The sequence below is a fragment of the Microbacterium resistens NBRC 103078 genome (assembly GCF_001552355.1).
Classification (GTDB): domain Bacteria; phylum Actinomycetota; class Actinomycetes; order Actinomycetales; family Microbacteriaceae; genus Microbacterium; species Microbacterium resistens.
On sequence record NZ_BCRA01000080.1, the window covers coordinates 1 to 19,823 of the forward strand.

Genomic DNA, 19,823 nt, shown 5'->3' on the forward strand with positions numbered 1-19,823 from the left:
CGGGCCGGGGCGCGCCGCGTCCTCCGCCGGGCGGAGGAGGAATGGGAGCGGGCCGTCGCCGACGCCGAGGTCTCCGACGAGGCCCACCGCCGCGCCGCCTCCCGCCTCGGCGACGCGATCGGCTGACCGCACCCGCCCGGTCCGCCGTGTCCGAGGCCGTCGTTAGGCTGGAGACATGCCTCATCTGCGTGTCGCCTCGGTCAATGTCAACGGGATCCGCGCGGCGGTCCGCAACGGGATGCACACCTGGCTCGATGCCGCGGACGTCGACGTGCTGACGCTCCAGGAGGTCCGCGGGCAGGACGAGCACCTCGAGGCCGCGTTCCCCGGCTGGTCCGTCGTCCACCACGAAGCCACGGCCAAGGGTCGCGCCGGGGTCGCCATCGTGAGTCGCGAGCCTGCGCTCGCCTCTCGCACCGACTTCGGCGACGAGGACTTCGACTCGGCGGGCCGCTGGATCGAAGCGGACTTCCTCCTCGGGCAGACGCCGCTCACGGTCGTGAGCGCCTACGTCCACACCGGCGAGGCCGACACCCCGAAGCAGCTCGAGAAGTGGCGGTTCCTCGACGCCATGACCACCCGTCTGGGCCAGCTCGCGGAGAACGATGCCCTGGCGCTCGTCACCGGCGACCTCAACGTCGGCCATCGCGAGCTGGACATCAAGAACTGGCGGGGCAATCGCACCAAGGCCGGGTTCCTTCCCCGCGAGCGGGCGTACTTCGACCGGTTCCTGGGAGCCGTCGGCGAGGAGATCACGGGCGTCGACGGATCGGTGGGTCCGGGCCTGGGCTGGATCGACATCGGTCGCACGGCGCACGGCGAGATCGACGGCCCGTACACGTGGTGGTCGATGCGCGGCAAGGCGTTCGACAACGACAGCGGCTGGCGGATCGACTACCACCTGGCGACGCCGTCCCTCGCGGCCCGCGCCGGCGGCTACCACGTGGCCCGGGCGGCGACCTACGCCGAGCGCTGGAGCGACCACGCCCCCGTCATCGTCGACTACTCGTACTGAGGCCCCCCTGACGCGGCGACTCGCGACCAGGGGACGCGCTGACCCAGCGGGCACCGGCGCGGCCGCCGTGGACGGCCCCTTCGACGGGCGGGCTTTCCCGAAAACCCCGGAGGGATGTCCCGGTGTCCCCGACGTCGCGCTCACGGGATGCTCGGAACTGTGAATCCCTCCGTCTTGCTCAGGTCCTGGTTCGGCTGTCTGCTGGGCGGCCTTCCTCTTCTCGCGCTGCTTCTGACCCCGCCGCTGATGCGGAGCCGCGCCGGCGGCGAGGGGCTGCTGGGAATCGGAGTGCTGCTGCTCGCGGCTCTCCTCACCGGGGCGTTTCTGCTCGCCCCGACCATGACCTCCTGGTTCGCGCCGGCACGCGGGTCCTGGGCGCCGCCGACCGCTCACCGTGCCGCGCGGGCGGTGTGGCGCGAGCACACCGGTCCGGCGGTCGTCGCGCTCCTTCTCGGGCTCGGGGTGTACGCGCTCGGACAGGTCGCGGGCTACGCCGTCGGCATCGTGCTCCCGCCCGTGCTCGACGACCCGACGGCAGGCCCTGGGCAGTCGCCCTGGGTCATCGACTACCCCGCTTACGCCATCCAGGCCGCGGTCGTCTACCTCGTCACGACGGGGGCGATCGCGCTGTACGGCGTGCGGCTGCGCATCCTGCATCTTCACCACCACGCCGGTGCGCGCACGCGGCCGGCGGACCGCACACGCTGAACCGGGCCCGGATGAGCACGTCTGCGAGCACCGCCCCGGCGATACCGCCCGCCCCGAAGGGCGACGAGAAGCGCTCCCGGCCCCGCATAGGATTGAGAGCGTGACGAAGCCCCGCCTCTACTCTGGAATGCAGCCCTCCGCCGACTCCCTCCAGGCCGGCAACTACATCGGGGCGCTGCTGCAGTGGCGGGACCTGCAGAGCTCCTACGACGCGTTCTTCTCCGTGGTCGACCTGCACGCCCTGACCGTCGCGCAGGATCCGGCGGAGCTGCGGGAGAAGACCCGGCGCACGGCCGCGCAGTACATCGCCGCCGGGATCGAGCCGTCGCAGTCCACGCTCTACGTCCAGTCGCACGTCCGTGCGCACGCCGAGCTCGCCTGGATCCTGAGCACCATCACGGGCTTCGGCGAGGCCGGACGGATGACGCAGTTCAAGGACAAGTCCTCGCGGTACGGCGCGGACGCGACCTCGGTCGGCCTGTTCACCTACCCCGTGCTCATGGCCGCGGACATCCTGCTCTACCAAACCGATGTCGTCCCGGTCGGCGACGACCAGAAGCAGCACGTCGAGCTCACCCGCGACCTCGCCGAGCGCTTCAACTCCCGCTTCGGGACGACGTTCACGATTCCGATGCCGGTGATCCAGAAGGACACCGCCCGCATCTACGATCTGCAGAACCCGACGTCGAAGATGTCGAAGTCCGCCGAGAGCGACGCCGGCGTCCTCTGGCTGCTGGACGACCCGGCGAAGTCCGCGAAGAAGATCATGCGCGCGGTGACCGACACCGAGGGCAGCGTTCGCTTCGACCGGGACGAGAAGCCCGGGGTCTCCAACCTGCTCACGATCTACGCCGCGCTGACCGGACGACAGGTCGCCGCGATCGAGGACGAGTACGCAGGCCGCGGCTACGGCGATTTCAAGAAGGGTCTCGCCGAGGTCGTCGTGGAGGAGTTCGGGCCCGTGCGGGAGCGTGCGCAGGAGCTGCTCGCGGACCCGGCCGAGCTCGACCGCATCCTCGCGGCGAACGCCGCCCGCGCCGACGAGGTCGCCGACGCGACCCTCGCCGACGTCTACGACAAGGTCGGCCTGCTCCGCCGCGTCTGACGGTCCGCCGGGCCGGCGCCCCCGACCGCGTCAGCCGTGCGCGGCGAGGACGCGCTTGAGATCGGCGAGGCCCCGATCAAAGTCCGCCGTCCCCGCCGCGAACGTGCCGGCGTCCTCCGCATCCGCCCACTGGTCCATGAGGACGGTCGCGACGGCTCCGGACGCGTTCGCCAGCAGCAGCGCCTCCCGTACCACCCGGTCCTCGCCGAGAACGCGGCGCTCCGGGTGCGCGAGCAGCCACCGGGCGGTGAGATCGACGAGCTGATGCCGCAGCGTCGAGAAGGTCTCCTCCCAGCGCCCGAGGGTCTCGGGCTGTTCGCGGACGAGCCGACGACGACCGGCCATGACCAGGGGATCGACCGTGTCGCTGCCGACCGAGGCCAGTGACACCACGTTCAGCGCGCGGGGGATGTTCCCGGGGTCGGCGTCGAGGATCGCCATGGCCTGCTCCTCCGGGATCATCCTGAGCCCGGGGCCGAAGACGGCGGCGTCGACGGAGGCGACGTAGTTGAAGAACGTGCTCCGTGCGACGTCCGCACGTGCACAGATCTCGGCGACCGTCACGGAGGCGTAGCCGGATTCGCAGGCGATGCCGATCGCCGCGCGCTCGATGGCCCGCAGCGTGCGCCTCCGATTCCGCTCGCGCCTTCCGGTAGCGGCGGGGCTGGAACCTTCGCTAATGTCGGACATAGTCCAAGTATGGACATAGTCCACCAATATGGCGGAGCGGACCGCCGCGTTGCGCCGAACCCGAGGAGTGCCATGTCCCCCGCCGTCGATCCCGTCACCGCGTCCGCCGTCTCCGCCCGCGAGGACGAGGGATACTTCGGACCGGAGAGCGTCTCCTGGCGTGTCTTCTCCGACCCCGCCACCAAGCTCGGCGGCATGGCAGCCCTCCTGCTCCAGGCGCTCAATCCGAACATGATGCGCCTCTTCGACCAGGCGACCGCCGCGTACGACGACCCCGCCGGGCGCAGCGAGCGCACGGGCCGGTTCCTCGAGACCACGGTGTTCGGGGACCGCGCGCATGCCGATGCCGCGGCCGCATCGGTCCGGCGGATGCACGCCCACGCCGTCTGGACCGACCCGCACTCCGGGCAGACGCTCCGCGCCGACGAGCCCGCCTGGCTCGACTGGACCCACAACACTCTCGTGTTCGCTCTCCTTCGTTCGTCGGAGGCCTTCGGCCTGGAGCTGACGCCGGACGAGCAGGACGCCTTCGTCCGCGAGCAGCACATCGCCGCGGGTCTCGTCGGCTGCGAGGTCACCGGGCTGCCCGCCTCCCGAGCCGATCTGGAGCAGTACATCGACGACCAACGGCACTGGATGGCGCTCACCCTGCCCGCCGCGCAGGTGACCCGGACTCTCCGCGCGCCGCGCCTGCGCGGCAACCCGATCGCGGTGTGGACGTCCGTCGTCGTGCAGGACGGGGTGCTCTCCCTCCTGCCGGACTGGGCTCTTCTCCTCTACGGCGTCGAGGGGCGGCCGATGAACCTGCGGCGGGCCGGACGCAGCACCCGGCGCCTGATCGGACTCGCGCGTCGGAACCGCCCCTACGATCGGCTCATCACAGAGATCACCGACCGCGTGGACACCCACCCCTACCGCAAGGTGCGCGCCGCCCGGCGCTGACCGGGGCCGGGAACCGGGGCGGCGGCCCCTCCGAGATATCCTGGAGGGATGGATTCCGTCGTGCTGCACACCGATCGTCTCGTCCTCCGCCCGCCGACGGAGACCGACGTCGACGCGATCACCGCAGCATGCCAGGACCCCGAGATCCCGCGCTGGACGACGGTCCCCAGCCCGTACTCCCGCAAGGACGCGGAGGACTTCGTCGCCTTCGTCGCACAGGCGTGGGCCGACGGCAACGAGGCCGTATGGGGCGTCTACCGCGACGAGTCCCTCATCGCGTGCGTCGGACTGCACCACATCACCGAACACCGCGCGGGCGGGCACGCAGAGCTCGGGTACTGGACCGCTCCCGCCGCACGCGGGCACGGCTACCTCAGCGAGGCGGCCCGCGCCGTCGTCGACTGGGGTTTCCGTGACCTCGGCCTCGCCCGCATCCAGTGGCAGGCGGTGGAGGGCAACATCCCGTCGGCGCGCACCGCCCGCGGCCTCGGCTTCCGCTTCGAGGGCACGCGCCGTCAGGCCCTCGTCAGCCACCGCGGCCGCGACGACGGCTGGACGGCGGGTCTGCTGTCGACCGACGACCGCTCCCCCGTCGATTGGCCGGTGGAGCTGGGCTGACCGAGCGGGGACGAGACCGGCACGGATGTCGGCGTCCGGTGGCAGGATGGGCGCATGCCCGAGATGCCGGAGGTCCAGGGTCTCGTCGACTTCCTCGCCGAGAGGACGACAGGTCTGACGCTCACGCGCGCCGCGGTGTCCGCCATCGCCGCGCTCAAGACCTTCGACCCCCCGCTGACGGCGCTGCCCGGCGCCGCCGTGCGGGGCGTGCGGCGACACGGGAAGTTCATCGACCTGGACCTCGCGGCGCCGGGCGGCGAAGGCCTGCACCTCGTGTTCCATCTCGCCAAGGCCGGGTGGCTCCGCTGGTACGAGCAGGTGCCGACCGCCCCGGTCCGTCCCGGCCGCTCGCCGATCGCCCTCCGCGTGGCCTTCGACGACGACAGCGGCTTCGATCTCACCGAGGCGGGCACGAAGAAGTCCCTGGCCGTGTACGTCGTCCGAGACCCCGCAGAGGTCCCCGGGATCGCCCGGCTCGGCCCTGACCCCCTCGATCCCGCTTTCACGAGGGAGACGTTCGCCGCGCTCCTCGAGGGGCGACGCACGCAGATCAAGGGGCTCCTGCGCGATCAGGGGGTGATCGCCGGGATCGGCAACGCGTACTCGGACGAGATCCTGCACGCGGCGCGCATGTCGCCGTACGCCGCGGCCGCCTCTCTCGGCCCGGAGGACGTGACCCGGCTCTACGACGCCATACACTCCACCCTGGCCGAGGCGGTGGCCGCGGCCTCCGGAAAGCCCCCGGCGGACCTGAAGGACGCCAAGCGGCGCGGGATGCAGGTCCACGGCCGACGCGGCGAGGCCTGCCCCGTCTGCGGGGACACCGTGCGCAGCGTCTTCTTCGCGGACCGGTCCCTGGAGTACTGCCCGACCTGTCAGACCGGTGGGAAGACGCTCGCCGACCGCCGCCTCTCGCGATTGCTCAAGTAACCCGGAGACGCGGGAAAGATGCAACGGAATAAGATCGGGGGTGATGCGTTGAGGAGACTCAGAGCATCAACGTGCTCCGGGGTCGGTGAGAATCCGAACCGGCGGTGAGAGTCCGCGAACCGAGGACGCGCCCCGCGCGACCGAGGCCGATCCGGTGGAATTCCGGAACCGACGGTGATGCGAGGCAGAGCCTCGTCAGTCCGGATAGGAGGCAGCACGCGAGTATTCGACGTGCGTCCCCGGAGCCATCGATCAGGTCGGAAAGGGACGACGCACATGACGACGACGGCGGCTGAGCGCGCGGCGATGACGCGCGCCATCGAGCTGGCCCGTCGCGGTCCCCGCGGCGTCAATCCGCAGGTCGGCGCCGTTCTGCTCTCCCCTACGGGTGAGACCCTTGCGGAAGGCTGGCATCGCGGCGCCGGGACCCCGCACGCCGAGGTCGATGCCCTGTCCCGCCTCGCTCCCGGCGCCGCGCACGGCGCCACCGCGGTCGTCACGCTCGAGCCGTGCAACCACACCGGTCGCACCGGCCCCTGCGCGGTCGCCCTCATCGAGGCCGGCGTGTCGCGCGTCGTCTACGCGCTGGACGACCCGGGAGAGCTGTCGGGGGGCGGGGCCGAGCGCCTGCGCGGCGCCGGCGTCGACGTCGAGGCCGGCGAGCAGGCGGACGCCGCCAGGGAGGTCGTCGCCGACTGGATGACCGCCCAGCGTCTCGGGCGCCCGCACGTCACCGTGAAGTGGGCCCAGAGCCTGGACGGACGCGCGGCCGCGGCCGACGGGTCGAGCCAGTGGATCACCGGCGCCGCCGCGCGCGCCGACGTGCACCGCCGTCGTGCCCGGGCGGATGCGATCGTCGTGGGCACGGGAACCGTCCTCGCCGACGACCCTGCACTCACCGCACGCGACGACGGCCGCCTTCTCGACCACCAGCCGGTTCCGGTCGTGATCGGCAGCCGTGCGGTCCCCGCCGACGCCGCGCTGCGACAGCACCCGCACGAGCCGATCCTGATCCCCGGACACGACCTCCGCGAGGCGTTGCTGCTGCTGCATGACCGCGGCCTCCAGCGCGTCTTCGTCGAGGGCGGCCCGACGCTCGCCAGCGCGTTCGTCGCCGCCGGGCTCGCGGACGCCGTCCTCGCCTACATCGCGCCGGTCCTGCTGGGAGGCCCCCGGCTCGCCCTGAGGGACATCGGCGTCGCCGACATCTCCGGGGCGCGGCGCCTCGTCGTGGACGAGTGGCTGCCCCTCGGAGCGGATCTGCTCGCGATCGCCCGGCCCGCCTCGCCCCACGACCACGACGGACCCCCCGAAGGAGCAGCCTGATGTTCACCGGAATCATCGAGGAGGTCGGCGAGATCACCGCGATCGTCCCGGCCGGAGACGGTTGGCGGCTCACCGTGCGTGCTCCCCGCGCGGCCTCGGACGCCGTGCACGGGGAGTCGATCGCGGTGAGCGGCGTATGCCTCACCGTCGTGGGCTCCACGACGGACACCTTCGACGCCGATGTCATGAAGCAGACCCTCGACGTCTCGGCGATCGCCGACGCGCAGGTCGGCACGCGGGTCAACATCGAGAAGGCGATGCCCGTCGGCGCCCGCCTGGGCGGGCACATCGTGCAGGGGCACGTGGACGGCATCGGCACGGTGCTCGACGTCCGCCCGGGTGCGCAGTGGAGCGTGCTGCGTGTCTCCCTGCCTGCGGACCTGGCGCCGCTGGTGGTGGACAAGGGGTCGATCAGCGTCGCCGGAACCTCCCTCACGGTCAGCGCCGTGAGCGCCCCCACGGCCGCGAGCGGACACTGGTTCGAGGTCTCCCTCATCCCCGAGACGCTCGCCGCGACCACCCTCGGCGCCCTCCGGGTCGGCGATCGGGTCAACCTCGAGACCGACGTCCTCGCCCGTCACGTCGAGCGCCTCCTGGCGTTCCGCGCGCACACTCCGGCAGCTCAGACCCCCGGCGCACCGGACGCCGGCACGGAAGGAGGCTCGCGATGAGCCTGTCCACCATCCCCGAGGCCCTCGACGCGCTGCGCGCCGGACGGCCCGTCATCGTCGCCGACGACGAGAACCGTGAGAACGAGGGCGACGTCATCCTGTCGGCCGAGCTGGCCACGCCCGAGTGGGTGGCCTGGACCGTGCGCTGGTCCTCCGGCTTCCTGTGCGCGCCCATGCCCGCCGACATCGCGGACGCCCTGAACCTCCCCCCGATGGTCGAGGTGAACGAGGACGCCCGCTCGACCGCGTACACGGTGAGCGTGGACGCCGCCGCCGGCGTCACCACCGGCATCAGCGCCTCGGACCGCGCGCGCACGCTCAACGTGCTCGCGGATGCCGCATCGACGGCCTCGGACCTCATCCGCCCGGGCCATGTCCTCCCGCTCCGCGCCGTCGACGGCGGGGTCCGCGAACGCAGCGGCCACACCGAGGCCGCGGTCGAGCTCATGCGACTGGCGGGTCTGCGTCCGGTCGGGGCGATCGCCGAGGTCGTGGCGGAGGACGGCAGCATGATGCGGCTGCCCGGCCTCCAGGAGCTCGGCGCCCGCGACGGGGTCCCCGTGATCACGATCGAGCAGCTCATCGCCTACCTCGACGAGCACGAGCCGCGCGAGGAGTCCTCGCCGGCGGCGACGAGCCGGCGGCGGGTGAGCCTCCGCGCCGACGCGAACGTCCCGACGACTCACGGCACGTTCCGGTTCCTCGCCTACAAGGATCGCGTGACGGGCACCGACCACATCGCGGTCGTCTCCGGCGAGCCCGGCGAGACGGCGCTGGTGCGCGTGCATTCCGAGTGCCTGACCGGCGAGGCGTTCGGCTCGCTGAAGTGCGAGTGCGGCCCGCAGCTCGAGGCCGCCCTCGACGCGATCGAGCAGGACGGCGGCATCGTCATCTACATGCGCGGCCACGAGGGGCGCGGCATCGGCCTGATCAACAAGCTGCGCGCGTACAGCCTCCAGGAGGAGGGGCTGGACACCGTGGACGCGAACATCGCGCTGGGCCTACCTGCCGACGCGCGCGACTACGCCGCGGCCGCGGGGATCCTCGCCGACCTCGGCGTGTCCAAGGTGCGTCTGCTGACGAACAACACCGACAAGGTCTCCCAGCTGCGCGAGCTGGGTCTCGACGTGGTGGAGCAGGTCCCCCTCATCGTCGGGGTCGGACCGAACAACCACCAGTACCTGGCCACCAAGCGCGATCGGATGGGACACATCATCGGCGAGGCGGAGCTGGCCGCCGCCCTCGCGCGCACCGAGGAGATCGCCGACGGCGAGCACGAGCTGAAGGAGCACGCATGAGCGGCGCAGGAGCACCCGAGACCGGCGGCATCGACGCGACGGGCACCCACGTGGTCGTCGTCGCGGGGACGTGGCACGAGACCATCACCAACGGCCTGATCGCCGGGGCGCAGCGGGTCCTCGACGCGGCCGGGGCCACGCATCGCCTCGTCCGCGTCCCCGGTTCGTTCGAGCTCGCGGTGGCGGCGCAGGCCGCCTTCGCGGGCGGGGCCGACGCGGTGGTGGCGCTCGGGGTGATCATCCGGGGCGGCACGCCGCACTTCGAGTACGTCTCGGCCGCGACGACCGACGGGCTCACCCGGGTCGCGCTCGACGCCGGACGCCCGGTCGGATTCGGCGTCCTCACCCTGGACGACGAGCAGCAGGGGCTGGATCGCGCCGGTCTCCCCGGCTCCCGCGAGGACAAGGGCGCGGAAGCGGCGGACGCCGCGCTGCGGACCGCCCTCGTGATCCGCGAGCTGCGCGGCGCCTGAGGGTCGCCTTCCTAGCGCCGTTGCGGCGCCAGGCCTAGGCTTCCGCCATGGAGACCCTGCGCCTGATCGTCGTGTTCGTCCATCTCATCGGCTTCGCCGTGCTCTTCGGAGCATGGGCCGCCCAGGCCTTCGGCGGCGAGCGCCGCATCACCAAGATCATGGACTGGGGCCTCGCGATCGCCGGTGTCGCCGGGCTCGCCCTCGCCGCTCCGTGGGGCATCTCCTACGACCTCAACTACGTCAAGATCGGCGTGAAGCTCGTCGTGCTGCTCGTGATCGGCGCCATGCTCGGCATCGGCGCCGCACGCCAGAAGCGCGGCGAGGCGGTGCCGTCCGGAGTGTTCTGGCTGATCGGTCTGCTGACGCTGGCCAACGCCGGGATGGGCATGCTCTGGCGCTGACCCGTTCGTCGTCGATGCGGCCGGATCCGGGAACGGACCGGCCGCATCGTCGTCTGCGATATTCCGCGTCGGTCTCGGTCCGCACGGTTCTTCGGCCATAGACTCCCTCTGCTCACCGAGAGCAGCCTCGAGGGGGAGGCTTCATCACCGACCGGAGGAATCGATGGCCACCGTCGCCACACCTGCCAACCCGCGCTCGCGCGTCATCCTCGCCAGCCTCATCGGCACGACGATCGAGTTCTACGACTTCTACGTCTACGCGACGGCCGCCGTCCTCGTCTTCCCTGCACTGTTCTTCCCGACCGGCAACGACACCACCTCGCTGCTGTCGTCGTTCGCGGTGTTCGGCGCCGCCATGGTCGCCCGCCCCGTCGGCGCCGTCGTCTTCGGCCACTTCGGCGACAAGTTCGGACGCAAGGCCACGCTCGTCGCCTCGCTCCTGACGATGGGCATCGCGACGTTCCTCATCGGGCTGCTCCCGACGTTCCACGACATCGGCGTCTGGGCCGCGCTGCTGCTGCTCATCCTCCGCCTCGCGCAGGGGTTCGCGCTCGGCGGCGAGTGGTCGGGGGCGGCGCTCGTGGCCACCGAGAACGCCCCGCAGGGCAAGCGCGCGTGGTACGGCACGTTCCCGCAGCTCGGCGCGCCGCTGGGCTTCATCATCGCCAACGGCCTCTTCCTCATCATCAACGCGCTGCTGCCGCACGAGTCCGACCCGAGCCTCAAGTCCGAGGCGTTCCTGAGCTGGGGCTGGCGCGTGCCGTTCCTGTTCTCGGCGGTCATGGTCGTCATCGGCCTGTGGGTGCGGCTGAAGCTCGTGGAATCGGAGACCTTCACGCGCGCCGCGGACAGGGGCGTGATCCGCAAGCTCCCGCTGGCGACGGTGTTCCGCCACCACGGGAAGCAGCTGATCCTCGGCACGTTCATCATGCTGGCCACGTACGTCCTCTTCTATCTGATGACGAACTTCACGCTGTCGTACGGGACCAAGCCCGCGTCGCTCGAGGTCGCCTCGGCTGCCGCGCAGAAGGCGACGGAGGCAGCGGGCGGGACCTTCGATCCGGAGGCGTTCGCCGCGCAGTTCTACCCGGGGCAGGGCTTCGGGTACACGCACTTCGTGATCATGCAGATCATCGGCGTGGTCTTCTTCGGGATCTTCACCCTCGTCTCCGGCCCGCTCGCCGACCGGTTCGGCCGCCGACGCCTGCTGCTGTGGGTGACCGCCGGGATCATCGTGTTCGGCCTGACCTTCTCGCTGTTCCTCCTCCCCCAGGCGACCCCTGAGCTGACGACGATCCTCACCCAGTGCTTCCTCATCCTCGGCTTCCTGCTCATGGGCATGACCTTCGGTCCGATGGGGGCGCTCCTGCCCGAGCTGTTCCCGACGAACGTCCGCTACTCCGGCTCGGCGATCTCGTACAACGTGTCCTCGATCCTCGGCGCGGCGGTGGCGCCGCTGATCGCCGTGTGGCTGTGGGCGCTCGGCGACGGCTCGCCGTGGCTGGTCGGCGTCTACCTCTCCGCCATGGCGGTGCTGACGTTCATCGCGCTGCTGCTGACCCCCGAGACCAAGGACCACGCCTACGAGGACGATCTCGGGATCGCCGCGCAGCCGTAGCGGCGTCGCCGTCGGCCGCCTACACTGACCGCATGGCGACGCTCGAGGATGTGCGCCGGATCGCGCTCGCGCTCCCGCAGGTGACCGAGAAGGTGGACGGTCATCGCGGCGGGGCGACCTGGCGCACGGCCGCCGGACTGGTCGTCTGGGAGCGGCCGCCGAGCAAGCGCGACCTGGAGCAGCTCGGCGCCCTCGGGCTCGACTGGCCCGACGACACCGTGGTGGGCGTGCGTGTCGACGGGCCGCAGGCGAAGGCGGCACTGCTCGAGACCTACCCGGACGCGTTCTTCACCATCCCGCACTTCGAGGGCTACCCGGCCGTGCTGATCCGCCTGAGCGTCATCGACGACGCCCTGCTGCGCGAGACCATCACGGACGCCTGGCTGTTGCGCGTGCCCTCCGCGGTCGGCGCCGACTGGCTGGCCGCGCAGGGCCTGTCCTGAGCCGGGGCTCAGGACAGGCCCTCGGCCGACGCGGCCCAGATCGACGAGGGCAGCCCGGCGACGAGTATCGACCGGCGGGCCGGCCGTGTCAGACGAGCGTTCCGGCAGTGATCCCGCCGTCGACGACGAACTCGGCGCCCGTGCAGTAGCTGGACTCGTCTCCGGCGAGGAAGACGACGAGCCCGGTCACCTCCTCAGGACGCGCGAGCCTCGTGAGCGTGCTCCCCTCGAGGTCCGCATCGGTGATCTCGCGGAACGCCTCGATGAGCGGGGTGGCGACGCCGCCCGGATGGAGAGAGTTGACCCGGATCCCGACCGATGCCAGCTCGAGGGCGGCGGACTTCGTCAGCCCGCGCAGCCCCCACTTCGACGCGCCGTACGCGTGATAGCCGGGGTAGCCCTCCATGCCCGCCGTGGACGAGACGTTGACGATCGATCCGCGCCCCGAGGCCGTCAGGGCGCCGAGCGCGGCGCGCATGCCCAGGAACGGACCGGTCAGGTTGATGTCCAGGATGCGATGCCAGGTCTCCGGCGTCGTCTCCTCGAGGGGCGCGCGCAGGAAGACGCCCGCGTTGTTCACGAGGACGTCGAGGCCTCCGAACTCCTCCTCAGCCACACGCACCGCAGCGGTCCAGCCCTCGGCGTCCGTCACGTCGAGGTAGACGTAGCGCGCGGCGTCGCCGAGCTCGGCGGCGAGGGCGCGCCCCTCGTCGTCCGCGACATCGGCCAGCACGACGCGTGCTCCCTCGGCGACGAAGGCGCGGGCGTGCGCGGCTCCCATCCCCCGGGCGGCGCCGGTGATGAGCGCGCGCTTTCCGTCGAGTCGTCCGGTCATGGCTGGTACTCCTTCGCGATGGTGGTGGTCGTCGGTCCGGTGCTCCCCGCCGGGGACACGGATTCGGATCCGGTGAGGTGGAACCCGGGATAGCCGTTCTCCGCCTCGGCGTCGCAACGCCGGCGGTAGTCGAGGAGACCGCCGGCGTACACGAGTGCCCTCGTCGGCTTGCCCTCGATGTTCTGCCCTCGATACCAGGAGCGGGCGCGGGTCTTGAGCGTGCGGCCGAAGGCCGCCTCGACGGTCTCGGACCACTCCTGCTCGGACGCCTCCCGCGGCTCGATGGCCGCGCCGCCGGTTCCGAGGCGCGTGATCGCGTCGGCGACCCATTCGACGTGCTGCTCGATCGCGGCGAACATGTTGACGAGGACGGACGGGGACTGCGGGCCGGTGATCATGAAGAGGTTCGGGAACCCCGCCGTCTGTATCCCGAGGTACGTCCGGACGCCGTCGCGCCAGGCATCCGCCAGCGCGACACCGTCCCGACCTCGGTAGTCCACGCGCGTCAACGCGCCGGTGAGGTTGTCGTAGCCGGTCGCGTACACGATCACGTCGAACGGGCGCTCCCCGGATCGCGTGGCGACGCCGCGGGGCGTGATGCGCTCGATCGGATCCGCACGGAGGTCGACCAGGTCGACGTGCGGGAGGTTGAACGTCGCATGGAAGTCGGTGTCCGTGACGATCCGCTTGCCGCCGATCGGGTAGTCCCTCGGGGTGAGCGCCTCCGCGGTCTCCGGATCCTCGACGGTCTCCGCGATGCGGTCGCGGACGTAGTCGGCGAGGCGCTCGTTGGACTCGGGATCGACCGGTGCGTCGATGAACGTCGTGAAGAAGAGGTTTCCGCCGAGTTTCCACGCCTCGTCGAGTCGGCGGGAACGCTCCGGCTCCGGGGTGTCGCGCAGCGTCTGCGTGGTGAAGATGTCCGACAGCCCCGAGGGCGATGCGCGTCGCCGGTCGGCGCGCTGGCTCGCCTGCTTCCGCGCCCGGATGACCTCGTCCGCGTAGAGCGGGCGGTTGCGCGCGGGGATCGTGTATGCGGGCGTGCGCTGGAAGACGGTCAGCTCGGCCGCGGTCCGGGCGAGCTCCGGGACGAGCTGCACGCCCGAGGATCCGACCCCGATCACGGCGACGCGGGCGCCGGAGAGGTCGACGCCGTCGTGCGGCCAGCGTCCCGGATGGAGGGAGAGGCCCTCGAAGTCCTCCACGCCCGCGAACGGCGGGACGGAGGTCGCCGAGATCGACCCGCTGGCCGCGACCACGAACCGTGCCCGTGTGGTCGTCCCGTCCGAGGCCACGACCTCCCAGACGGCCTCTCGCTCGTCGTAGCGGGCCGATGTCACCGTCGTTCCGAAACGGAACGCGGAACGGACTCCGAGACGGTCCGCGACCCAGTCGGCGTAGCGGAGGATCTCCGGGGCCGTCGCGTACCGCTCGCTCCAGGTCCAGCCGTCGTTGATCCCCGGATCGAACGCGTACTGGTAGTCCAGGCTCTCGACGTCGCAGCGGGCACCCGGATACCGGTTCCAGAACCAGGTCCCGCCGACGCCGCTTCCCGATTCGAACCCCGTCACGCGGAGCCCTCGTCCTCGCAGCGCGTGCACGGCGTAGATCCCGGCGAATCCGGCGCCCACGACGACGACGTCGGCGTCCGTGGCCGTCATCGGGATACCTCCGCGACGGGCGCGAGCGCGCGGGCGAACGCCTCTCGGATGTCCGCGAGCTGACGCTGTGACACGCGCGCGGCCGGAGCGATGCTCGCCGAGGCGTGGAACGTGCCCGGATACAGGTGCGCCTCGCACGGCACGCCCGCCTGGGCGAGGCGACGGGCGAACTCGAGGCCCTCGTCGCGCAACGGGTCGACCTGGTTCACGGAGACGAACGTCGGCGGGAGGCCGGACAGATCCGACGCCCGCGCGGGGGCGGCATAGGCATCCGCCGTCGCCCCCTCGCCGAGGTACGCCCGCCAGCTCAGCTCGGCGTTGCGCCGGTTCCACATCGGTGTGTCCTCGTACGCCCGCGCCGACTCGGACGAGACGCGGTCATCGGTGACGGGGATGTCGAGGAGGAGCAGTCGCAGCGTCGGTCCCCCGGTGTCCCGCAGACGCAGCGCGACACCGGCTGCGAGCGCACCGCCGGCACTTTGACCGCCGATCGCGATGCGGTCCGGGTCGATGCCCAGGCGCTCGGCGTCACGGACGAGTCCGAGGACGGCGGCGACGCCGTCCTCGATCGCTGCGGGAAACACGGACTCCGGCGAGCGCCGGTACTGCACCGAGGCGGCGATCGATCCCGACGCGCGCACGACCGTCTCCAGGAACGGCAGCGATTCCGCCGCGTCTCCGAGCACGAAGCCGCCGCCGTGGAACCACACGACGACCGGTGCGGGGCCGGCCTCCTCCGGGCGCATCAGCTCGATCGCCACGGGAGGAGCGCCGTCCGCTCCCGGAACAGCGACGGTCTCGCGGCGCACGCCCGGCCCGGGCTCGTAGGGCGGCAGCACCGCCGCGGCCTCGGCGAGTCGCCGGCGGGTGCCCTCGATGTCGCGGAGGTCGATGTCGGGCAGATACGGCATCGCGGGGGCCAACTCGGGATCGTACGGGTGGGACATGGGAGCCTCCTTCGGCTTCGTCTCCCTGACGGCATCGGCCATCGATGCGCTCCCCCACACCACCAAGGATCTGACACCGCGTCAATCCACCTGTCATGCCGTCTTGTGAGTAGACAAGTACGCGAGGGTGTCTAGTATCGACGCATGGAACACTCCCGCCCGGTACCGCTTCGCCAGCGCCAGAAGGCCGCCACGAGGGAGGCCCTCGTGGACGCGGCGATCGAGGTCTTCGCCGAGACGGGATACCCGCACACCCGGATCGACGACATCGCCGCGCACGCGGGCGCGAGCAGAGCGACCTTCTACCTGCACTTCGGAAGCAAGGCGGCGCTGCTGGAGGAGATCATGTCCCGCGCCGCGGACGGCTTCGAGCCGAGCTACGACGACCTCGCCGCGTTGCTGCGCTCGCGCGACGACGCCGGGCTGCACCGCTGGATCGCCGGCGCGCTCGCCAACTGGGCGGACACCGCGCCCCTCATGCGCCCCGTCTACGAGGCCGCCGAGTCCGACGCCCGGCTCGCCGCGCGTCTCCTCCCCGATGCGCTCCCCGGCGCCCATCGCCTCGCTCGGGCGCTCCGTGACGGAGGTGTCGTCGACGACGAGGAGGACGCGGCGATCACAGCGATGGTGCTCCTCGCCCCGCTTCACGTCGCGTTCCGTCGCCGCGCCGGCGGCCATCCCGTCGACGAGGACCGGCTCGCCGCCGTCACCGCGGCGATGTGGGCCGCCTACCGCGCTCCCGCCAGGTGAGGCGACGGCAGCGCGTCCCGCGGCGGATGCCGGCGGCCGCCCGGGAACACGCTCAGGGCACGATGACGAGCTTGCCGCGCGTGTGACCGGTCCGGCTCGCCCGGAACGCGTCGCCGACCCCGTCGAGCGGGTAGGTGCCGGCGATCTCGATCCGCAGACGACCGGAGTCGGCCAGGGCGGCGAGGCGCGCGGTCTCCGCACCGTCGGGGCGCACCCAGATCGATCGCCCGCCGTGTTCGGGCACCGTGGCATCCGCCACGGACGCGTGCCGCCCGCCGTCCCGGAGCACCGCGAGCGTGGTCTCCAGCTGCCCGCCGACGAAGTCGGCCACGGCGTCCACCGGTCCGCCCGCCAGCGCGCGCACTCGCTCGGCCAGTCCCTCGCCGTACACGACGGGGACGATGCCGAGTCCGCGCAGGTACTCGTGATTGCGCTCCGAGGCGGTCCCGATCACCCGCGCGCCCCGATCCGCAGCGATCTGCACGGCGAGGGAGCCCACGCCGCCGGCTGCGCCGTGCACCAGGAGGGTGCGCCCGTCCAGGTCGCCGAGGGCGTCGATCGTCCGCAGCGCCGTCCCGCCCGCGAGCGGCAGGGCGCCGGCCTGCTCCCAGCTCAACGAGGCGGGCTTGTGCGCCACCGCGTGCGCGGACACGGCGACGCGCTCGGCGAACGTGCCGTCGGCGACCACGTCCTTGCGCGCGTACGCCATCACCTCGTCGCCGATCGCGAACTCCGGGGTGTCCACGCCGAGCCCCACCACGACGCCCGCGACATCCCAGCCGGGGATGACCGGGAAGCGGGCGTCGATCAGCCCCTCCAGGTACCCGGCCATGACCTTCCAGTCGACCGGGTTCACGCCCGCGGCGCGCACCTCGATGAGGACGGAGCCCGGGAAGAGCTTCGGCTCGGCGACGTCCCGGACGACGACCTCGTCCGGGTCCTGGGTGTAGTGGTCGTAGACGGCGGCGCGCATGCGGTCCCTCTCGGTTCGGTGGATCTCCATCCTCACCCCGTCCGCGAGCCCCTGGCGCGGATCCGCCCGATCCCCGGACGATCCGTCACCCCGCGGACGATCGATCGTCAACGTTCATTGACATTCCCCCGCGGGTCAACCATGATTGACGACATGACCACGCACACCGCCCTCGCCACCGACCCGGACGACGAACCGATCGCCGAGCTGCACCGTCTCGCCGGGGTCCGCCGCGAGATCGCCCGCGCCGAGGAGGCCCAGGTGCGCCGCGCGCGTCTGGCCGGATACTCCTGGCAGGCGATCGCCAGCGCCCTCGGCGTCACCAAGCAGGCAGCCCATAAGAAGTACGGCAGACAATAGAAGCACCCCCTCATGCTCCCCGGCCCGCCCGTGCGGGCCCGCACAGAACGAGGTCCCCATGTCCTCCCCGGCGACAGCACGCCGTCGTGGACGCCGCGCACCGCAGGACGGCCCCCGCGCGACGTTCCGCCAGCTCCTCCCGTTCCTCCTCGAGCACAAGAAGGTGCTCGTCCTCGTCACGATACTCAGCATCCTCGGCGCTGCGGCGACGCTCGTCCAGCCCGTGCTCGTCGGGCAGGTGATCGACCGGGTGCAGAAGGAGCTGCCGCTCGGAGCGCTGATCTGGCTGCTCGTCGGATTCGTCGTCGTGTCCTCGCTGATCTCCGGCTACCAGCACTACCTGCTGCAGCGCACCGGCACCGCCGTCGTGCACTCGAGCCGCCGCCGACTGATCGCCCGGATCCTCCATCTCCCGATCAGCGAGTTCGACGCCCGCCGCACCGGCGACCTCGTCTCGCGGGTCGGCACCGACACGACCCTCCTCTACGCCGTGCTCACGCAGGGATTGGCGGACGCGATCGGCAACGCGCTGCTCTTCGTCGGCGCGATCGTCGCGATGCTCCTGATCGACCCGATCCTGCTGCTGCTCATCGTTCTCGTCATCGGCGCCTCCGTCGCCGCGGTGGTGCTGCTGAGCACGCGCATCCGCACGGCATCCGCCGCACAGCAGGAGAAGGTCGGAGAGCTCGCGTCCGGCGTGGAGCGCGCCGTCGGATCGATCCGGACCGTCCGCGCCTCGGGCGCGACCGAGCGCGAGACGGCCGCGGTAAGCGGCCTGGCCGCCGAGGCCTACGGTCTCGGTGTGCGGATCGCCAAGGTCTCGGCCCTCGTCGTCCCCGTCGCCGGGATCGCGATGCAGCTTTCGCTGCTCGTCGTGCTGGGCGTCGGCGGCTTCCGTGTCGCGTCCGGCGCCCTGTCGATCGCGGACCTCGTGATCTTCATCATGTTCCTCTTCCTGCTGATCATGCCGCTCGGATCGGCCTTCGGCGCGATCACGTCCGTCAACCAGGCGCTCGGAGCCCTCGGACGGATCCAGGAGGTCCTCGATCTGCCGATCGAGTCGGACGGCGACGAGCCCGACGAGGCGAGCACGCACGCCGTCGCCGGCGCGCCCGCGATCGAGTTCCGCGACGTGCGGTTCCGGTATCCGGAGAACGTCGTGACGGCTCGGCGGGCCGCCGCCGAGCAGGCGCGCGTGCTGCTGGCGGACGCGCACGTCGGCGCGGAGGCGGATGCCGACCCCGTCGGCGCCGCGCAGGACGTCCTGCGCGGGGTCTCGTTCGCCGTGCCCCGCGGTTCCCGCGTCGCCCTCGTCGGCCCGAGCGGTGCAGGAAAGAGCACGATCCTCTCGCTCGTCGAGCGCTTCTACGACCCCACGGGCGGATCCATCCGCCTGAACGGGCACGACATCCGCACCTACTCCCGCGAGCGCCTGCGTGCGCACTTCGGCTACGTGGAGCAGGACGCCCCGACGCTCGCAGGCACGCTTGCCGACAACCTCCGGCTGGCCTCCCCCGACGCCACCGACGCGGCGTGCGAACAGGTCCTGCGCGCAGTGAACCTCGCGGACGTGCTGGAGCGAAGCCCCCTCGGCCTCGACGCGCCGGTCGGCGAGGACGGCGTCATGCTCTCGGGCGGCGAGCGCCAGCGCCTGGCGATCGCCCGCGCCCTCCTGACGGACGCGCCGATCCTGCTCCTGGACGAGTCCACGTCCTCGCTCGACGGCGTCAACGAGCAGCGGATGCGGGAGGCGATCGACGCCGTGGCCGAGGGACGCACCCTCATCGTCATCGCGCACCGGCTGTCGACCGTGGTCGACAGCGACCGCATCGTGGTGCTGCAGGACGGCGAGGTCGTCGGCCAGGGAACGCACGATGAGCTGATCGAGTCCACCCCGCTCTACCGCGACCTCGCCCGTCACCAGCTCCTCGTCTGACCCTCGGAGATCCCCGCCCCGCCGGACGCCCCCCCGCTCCCGCGGAGAACCACCACCCCCGCTGACGACCCCCACCCCCGCGGACGTCCCGCGCTTCCGCGGACGTCCCCCACTCCGGCGGAA

21 protein-coding genes and 1 riboswitch are annotated in these 19,823 nt (G+C 71.8%); of the genes, 16 read left to right on the plus strand and 5 right to left on the minus strand.

Features of this window, described 5'->3' with window-relative positions:
• Nucleotides 1–175 precede the first annotated feature (175 nt).
• The 3 genes from MR1_RS13440 to trpS all read left to right on the plus strand — a co-directional run bounded on the left by MR1_RS13440 (nt 176) and on the right by trpS (nt 2,828).
• Nucleotides 176–1,015: an exodeoxyribonuclease III gene (locus tag MR1_RS13440; RefSeq protein ID WP_067247755.1), complete on the plus strand. Its 840-nt coding sequence runs from the start codon at nt 176–178 to the stop codon at nt 1,013–1,015.
• 159 nt (nt 1,016–1,174) lie between these two features.
• On the plus strand, nt 1,175–1,723 hold the full coding sequence (locus MR1_RS13445; protein WP_157518189.1) for a hypothetical protein: 549 nt from the start codon (nt 1,175–1,177) through the stop codon (nt 1,721–1,723).
• A gap of 100 nt (nt 1,724–1,823) precedes the next feature.
• The gene (gene trpS, locus MR1_RS13450; protein ID WP_084344668.1) at nt 1,824–2,828 is read left to right on the plus strand and encodes a tryptophan--tRNA ligase; all 1,005 of its coding nucleotides are present in this window, start codon (nt 1,824–1,826) and stop codon (nt 2,826–2,828) included.
• Between the two features lie 30 nt (nt 2,829–2,858).
• Here trpS and MR1_RS13455 read toward each other — a convergent pair whose 3' ends face one another.
• Nucleotides 2,859–3,518 carry a TetR/AcrR family transcriptional regulator gene (locus MR1_RS13455; protein WP_157518192.1) on the minus strand — a complete coding sequence of 220 codons (660 nt, stop codon included), beginning with the start codon at nt 3,516–3,518 and terminating at the stop codon, nt 2,859–2,861.
• A gap of 72 nt (nt 3,519–3,590) precedes the next feature.
• Between MR1_RS13455 and MR1_RS13460 the strand changes: the two genes are divergently transcribed.
• The 10 genes from MR1_RS13460 to MR1_RS13505 all read left to right on the plus strand — a co-directional run bounded on the left by MR1_RS13460 (nt 3,591) and on the right by MR1_RS13505 (nt 12,238).
• Nucleotides 3,591–4,460, plus strand: a complete 870-nt coding sequence (locus MR1_RS13460; RefSeq protein WP_067247766.1) for an oxygenase MpaB family protein — start codon at nt 3,591–3,593, stop codon at nt 4,458–4,460.
• Between the two features lie 48 nt (nt 4,461–4,508).
• Nucleotides 4,509–5,078, plus strand: a complete 570-nt coding sequence (locus MR1_RS13465; RefSeq protein WP_067247769.1) for a GNAT family N-acetyltransferase — start codon at nt 4,509–4,511, stop codon at nt 5,076–5,078.
• A 54-nt stretch (nt 5,079–5,132) separates the two neighbouring features.
• Entirely contained in the window at nt 5,133–6,008 is an 876-nt protein-coding gene (locus tag MR1_RS13470; RefSeq protein ID WP_067247772.1) for an Fpg/Nei family DNA glycosylase, read from the plus strand.
• A 68-nt stretch (nt 6,009–6,076) separates the two neighbouring features.
• A riboswitch (FMN riboswitch) is annotated at nt 6,077–6,229 on the plus strand.
• A 55-nt stretch (nt 6,230–6,284) separates the two neighbouring features.
• Nucleotides 6,285–7,334, plus strand: coding sequence for a bifunctional diaminohydroxyphosphoribosylaminopyrimidine deaminase/5-amino-6-(5-phosphoribosylamino)uracil reductase RibD (gene ribD, locus MR1_RS13475; RefSeq protein ID WP_067247775.1), 1,050 nt, complete (start codon nt 6,285–6,287; stop codon nt 7,332–7,334).
• Nucleotides 7,334–8,005 carry a riboflavin synthase gene (locus MR1_RS13480; protein WP_067247776.1) on the plus strand — a complete coding sequence of 224 codons (672 nt, stop codon included), beginning with the start codon at nt 7,334–7,336 and terminating at the stop codon, nt 8,003–8,005. The genes ribD and MR1_RS13480 overlap by 1 nt, the downstream gene beginning before the upstream one ends.
• Nucleotides 8,002–9,303 (plus strand): bifunctional 3,4-dihydroxy-2-butanone-4-phosphate synthase/GTP cyclohydrolase II, encoded by a 1,302-nt coding sequence (locus MR1_RS13485; protein ID WP_067247779.1) that lies wholly within the window; start codon nt 8,002–8,004, stop codon nt 9,301–9,303. The genes MR1_RS13480 and MR1_RS13485 overlap by 4 nt, the downstream gene beginning before the upstream one ends.
• Complete coding sequence (ribH, locus tag MR1_RS13490; protein WP_067247780.1) at nt 9,300–9,776, plus strand: 6,7-dimethyl-8-ribityllumazine synthase; 477 nt, start codon at nt 9,300–9,302, stop codon at nt 9,774–9,776. The genes MR1_RS13485 and ribH overlap by 4 nt, the downstream gene beginning before the upstream one ends.
• 47 nt (nt 9,777–9,823) lie before the next feature.
• Nucleotides 9,824–10,177: a Fe-S protein gene (locus tag MR1_RS13495; protein WP_067247783.1), complete on the plus strand. Its 354-nt coding sequence runs from the start codon at nt 9,824–9,826 to the stop codon at nt 10,175–10,177.
• Nucleotides 10,178–10,340: 163 nt separating this feature from the next.
• Nucleotides 10,341–11,795, plus strand: a complete 1,455-nt coding sequence (locus tag MR1_RS13500) for an MFS transporter (RefSeq protein ID WP_067247786.1) — start codon at nt 10,341–10,343, stop codon at nt 11,793–11,795.
• A gap of 32 nt (nt 11,796–11,827) precedes the next feature.
• Nucleotides 11,828–12,238 (plus strand): MmcQ/YjbR family DNA-binding protein, encoded by a 411-nt coding sequence (locus MR1_RS13505; protein WP_067247789.1) that lies wholly within the window; start codon nt 11,828–11,830, stop codon nt 12,236–12,238.
• 88 nt (nt 12,239–12,326) lie between these two features.
• On the opposite strand, the gene MR1_RS13510 is transcribed toward MR1_RS13505, so the two are convergent.
• Genes MR1_RS13510 through MR1_RS13520 form a run of 3 tightly spaced genes read right to left on the minus strand, consistent with a single transcriptional unit; the run spans nt 12,327 to nt 15,681 of the window.
• Entirely contained in the window at nt 12,327–13,073 is a 747-nt protein-coding gene (locus MR1_RS13510) for a glucose 1-dehydrogenase (RefSeq protein WP_067247792.1), read from the minus strand.
• On the minus strand, nt 13,070–14,734 hold the full coding sequence (locus MR1_RS13515) for a flavin-containing monooxygenase (protein ID WP_084344670.1): 1,665 nt from the start codon (nt 14,732–14,734) through the stop codon (nt 13,070–13,072). Before MR1_RS13515 ends, MR1_RS13510 begins: the two co-directional genes overlap by 4 nt.
• Nucleotides 14,731–15,681 carry an alpha/beta hydrolase gene (locus MR1_RS13520; protein WP_084344676.1) on the minus strand — a complete coding sequence of 317 codons (951 nt, stop codon included), beginning with the start codon at nt 15,679–15,681 and terminating at the stop codon, nt 14,731–14,733. The genes MR1_RS13515 and MR1_RS13520 overlap by 4 nt, the downstream gene beginning before the upstream one ends.
• Nucleotides 15,682–15,825: 144 nt before the next feature.
• On the opposite strand from MR1_RS13520, the gene MR1_RS13525 reads away from it, so the two are divergent.
• Entirely contained in the window at nt 15,826–16,431 is a 606-nt protein-coding gene (locus tag MR1_RS13525) for a TetR/AcrR family transcriptional regulator (protein WP_084344672.1), read from the plus strand.
• A 52-nt stretch (nt 16,432–16,483) separates the two neighbouring features.
• Here MR1_RS13525 and MR1_RS13530 read toward each other — a convergent pair whose 3' ends face one another.
• Nucleotides 16,484–17,404 carry an NADP-dependent oxidoreductase gene (locus tag MR1_RS13530; RefSeq protein WP_067247815.1) on the minus strand — a complete coding sequence of 307 codons (921 nt, stop codon included), beginning with the start codon at nt 17,402–17,404 and terminating at the stop codon, nt 16,484–16,486.
• Nucleotides 17,405–17,557: 153 nt separating this feature from the next.
• Here MR1_RS13530 and MR1_RS13535 point away from each other — a divergent pair, with 153 nt between their 5' ends.
• Both MR1_RS13535 and MR1_RS13540 read left to right on the plus strand, forming a co-directional pair.
• Nucleotides 17,558–17,764, plus strand: coding sequence for an AsnC family protein (locus MR1_RS13535; protein ID WP_157518194.1), 207 nt, complete (start codon nt 17,558–17,560; stop codon nt 17,762–17,764).
• Between the two features lie 58 nt (nt 17,765–17,822).
• Entirely contained in the window at nt 17,823–19,700 is a 1,878-nt protein-coding gene (locus tag MR1_RS13540) for an ABC transporter ATP-binding protein (protein ID WP_067247798.1), read from the plus strand.
• Nucleotides 19,701–19,823 lie beyond the last annotated feature (123 nt).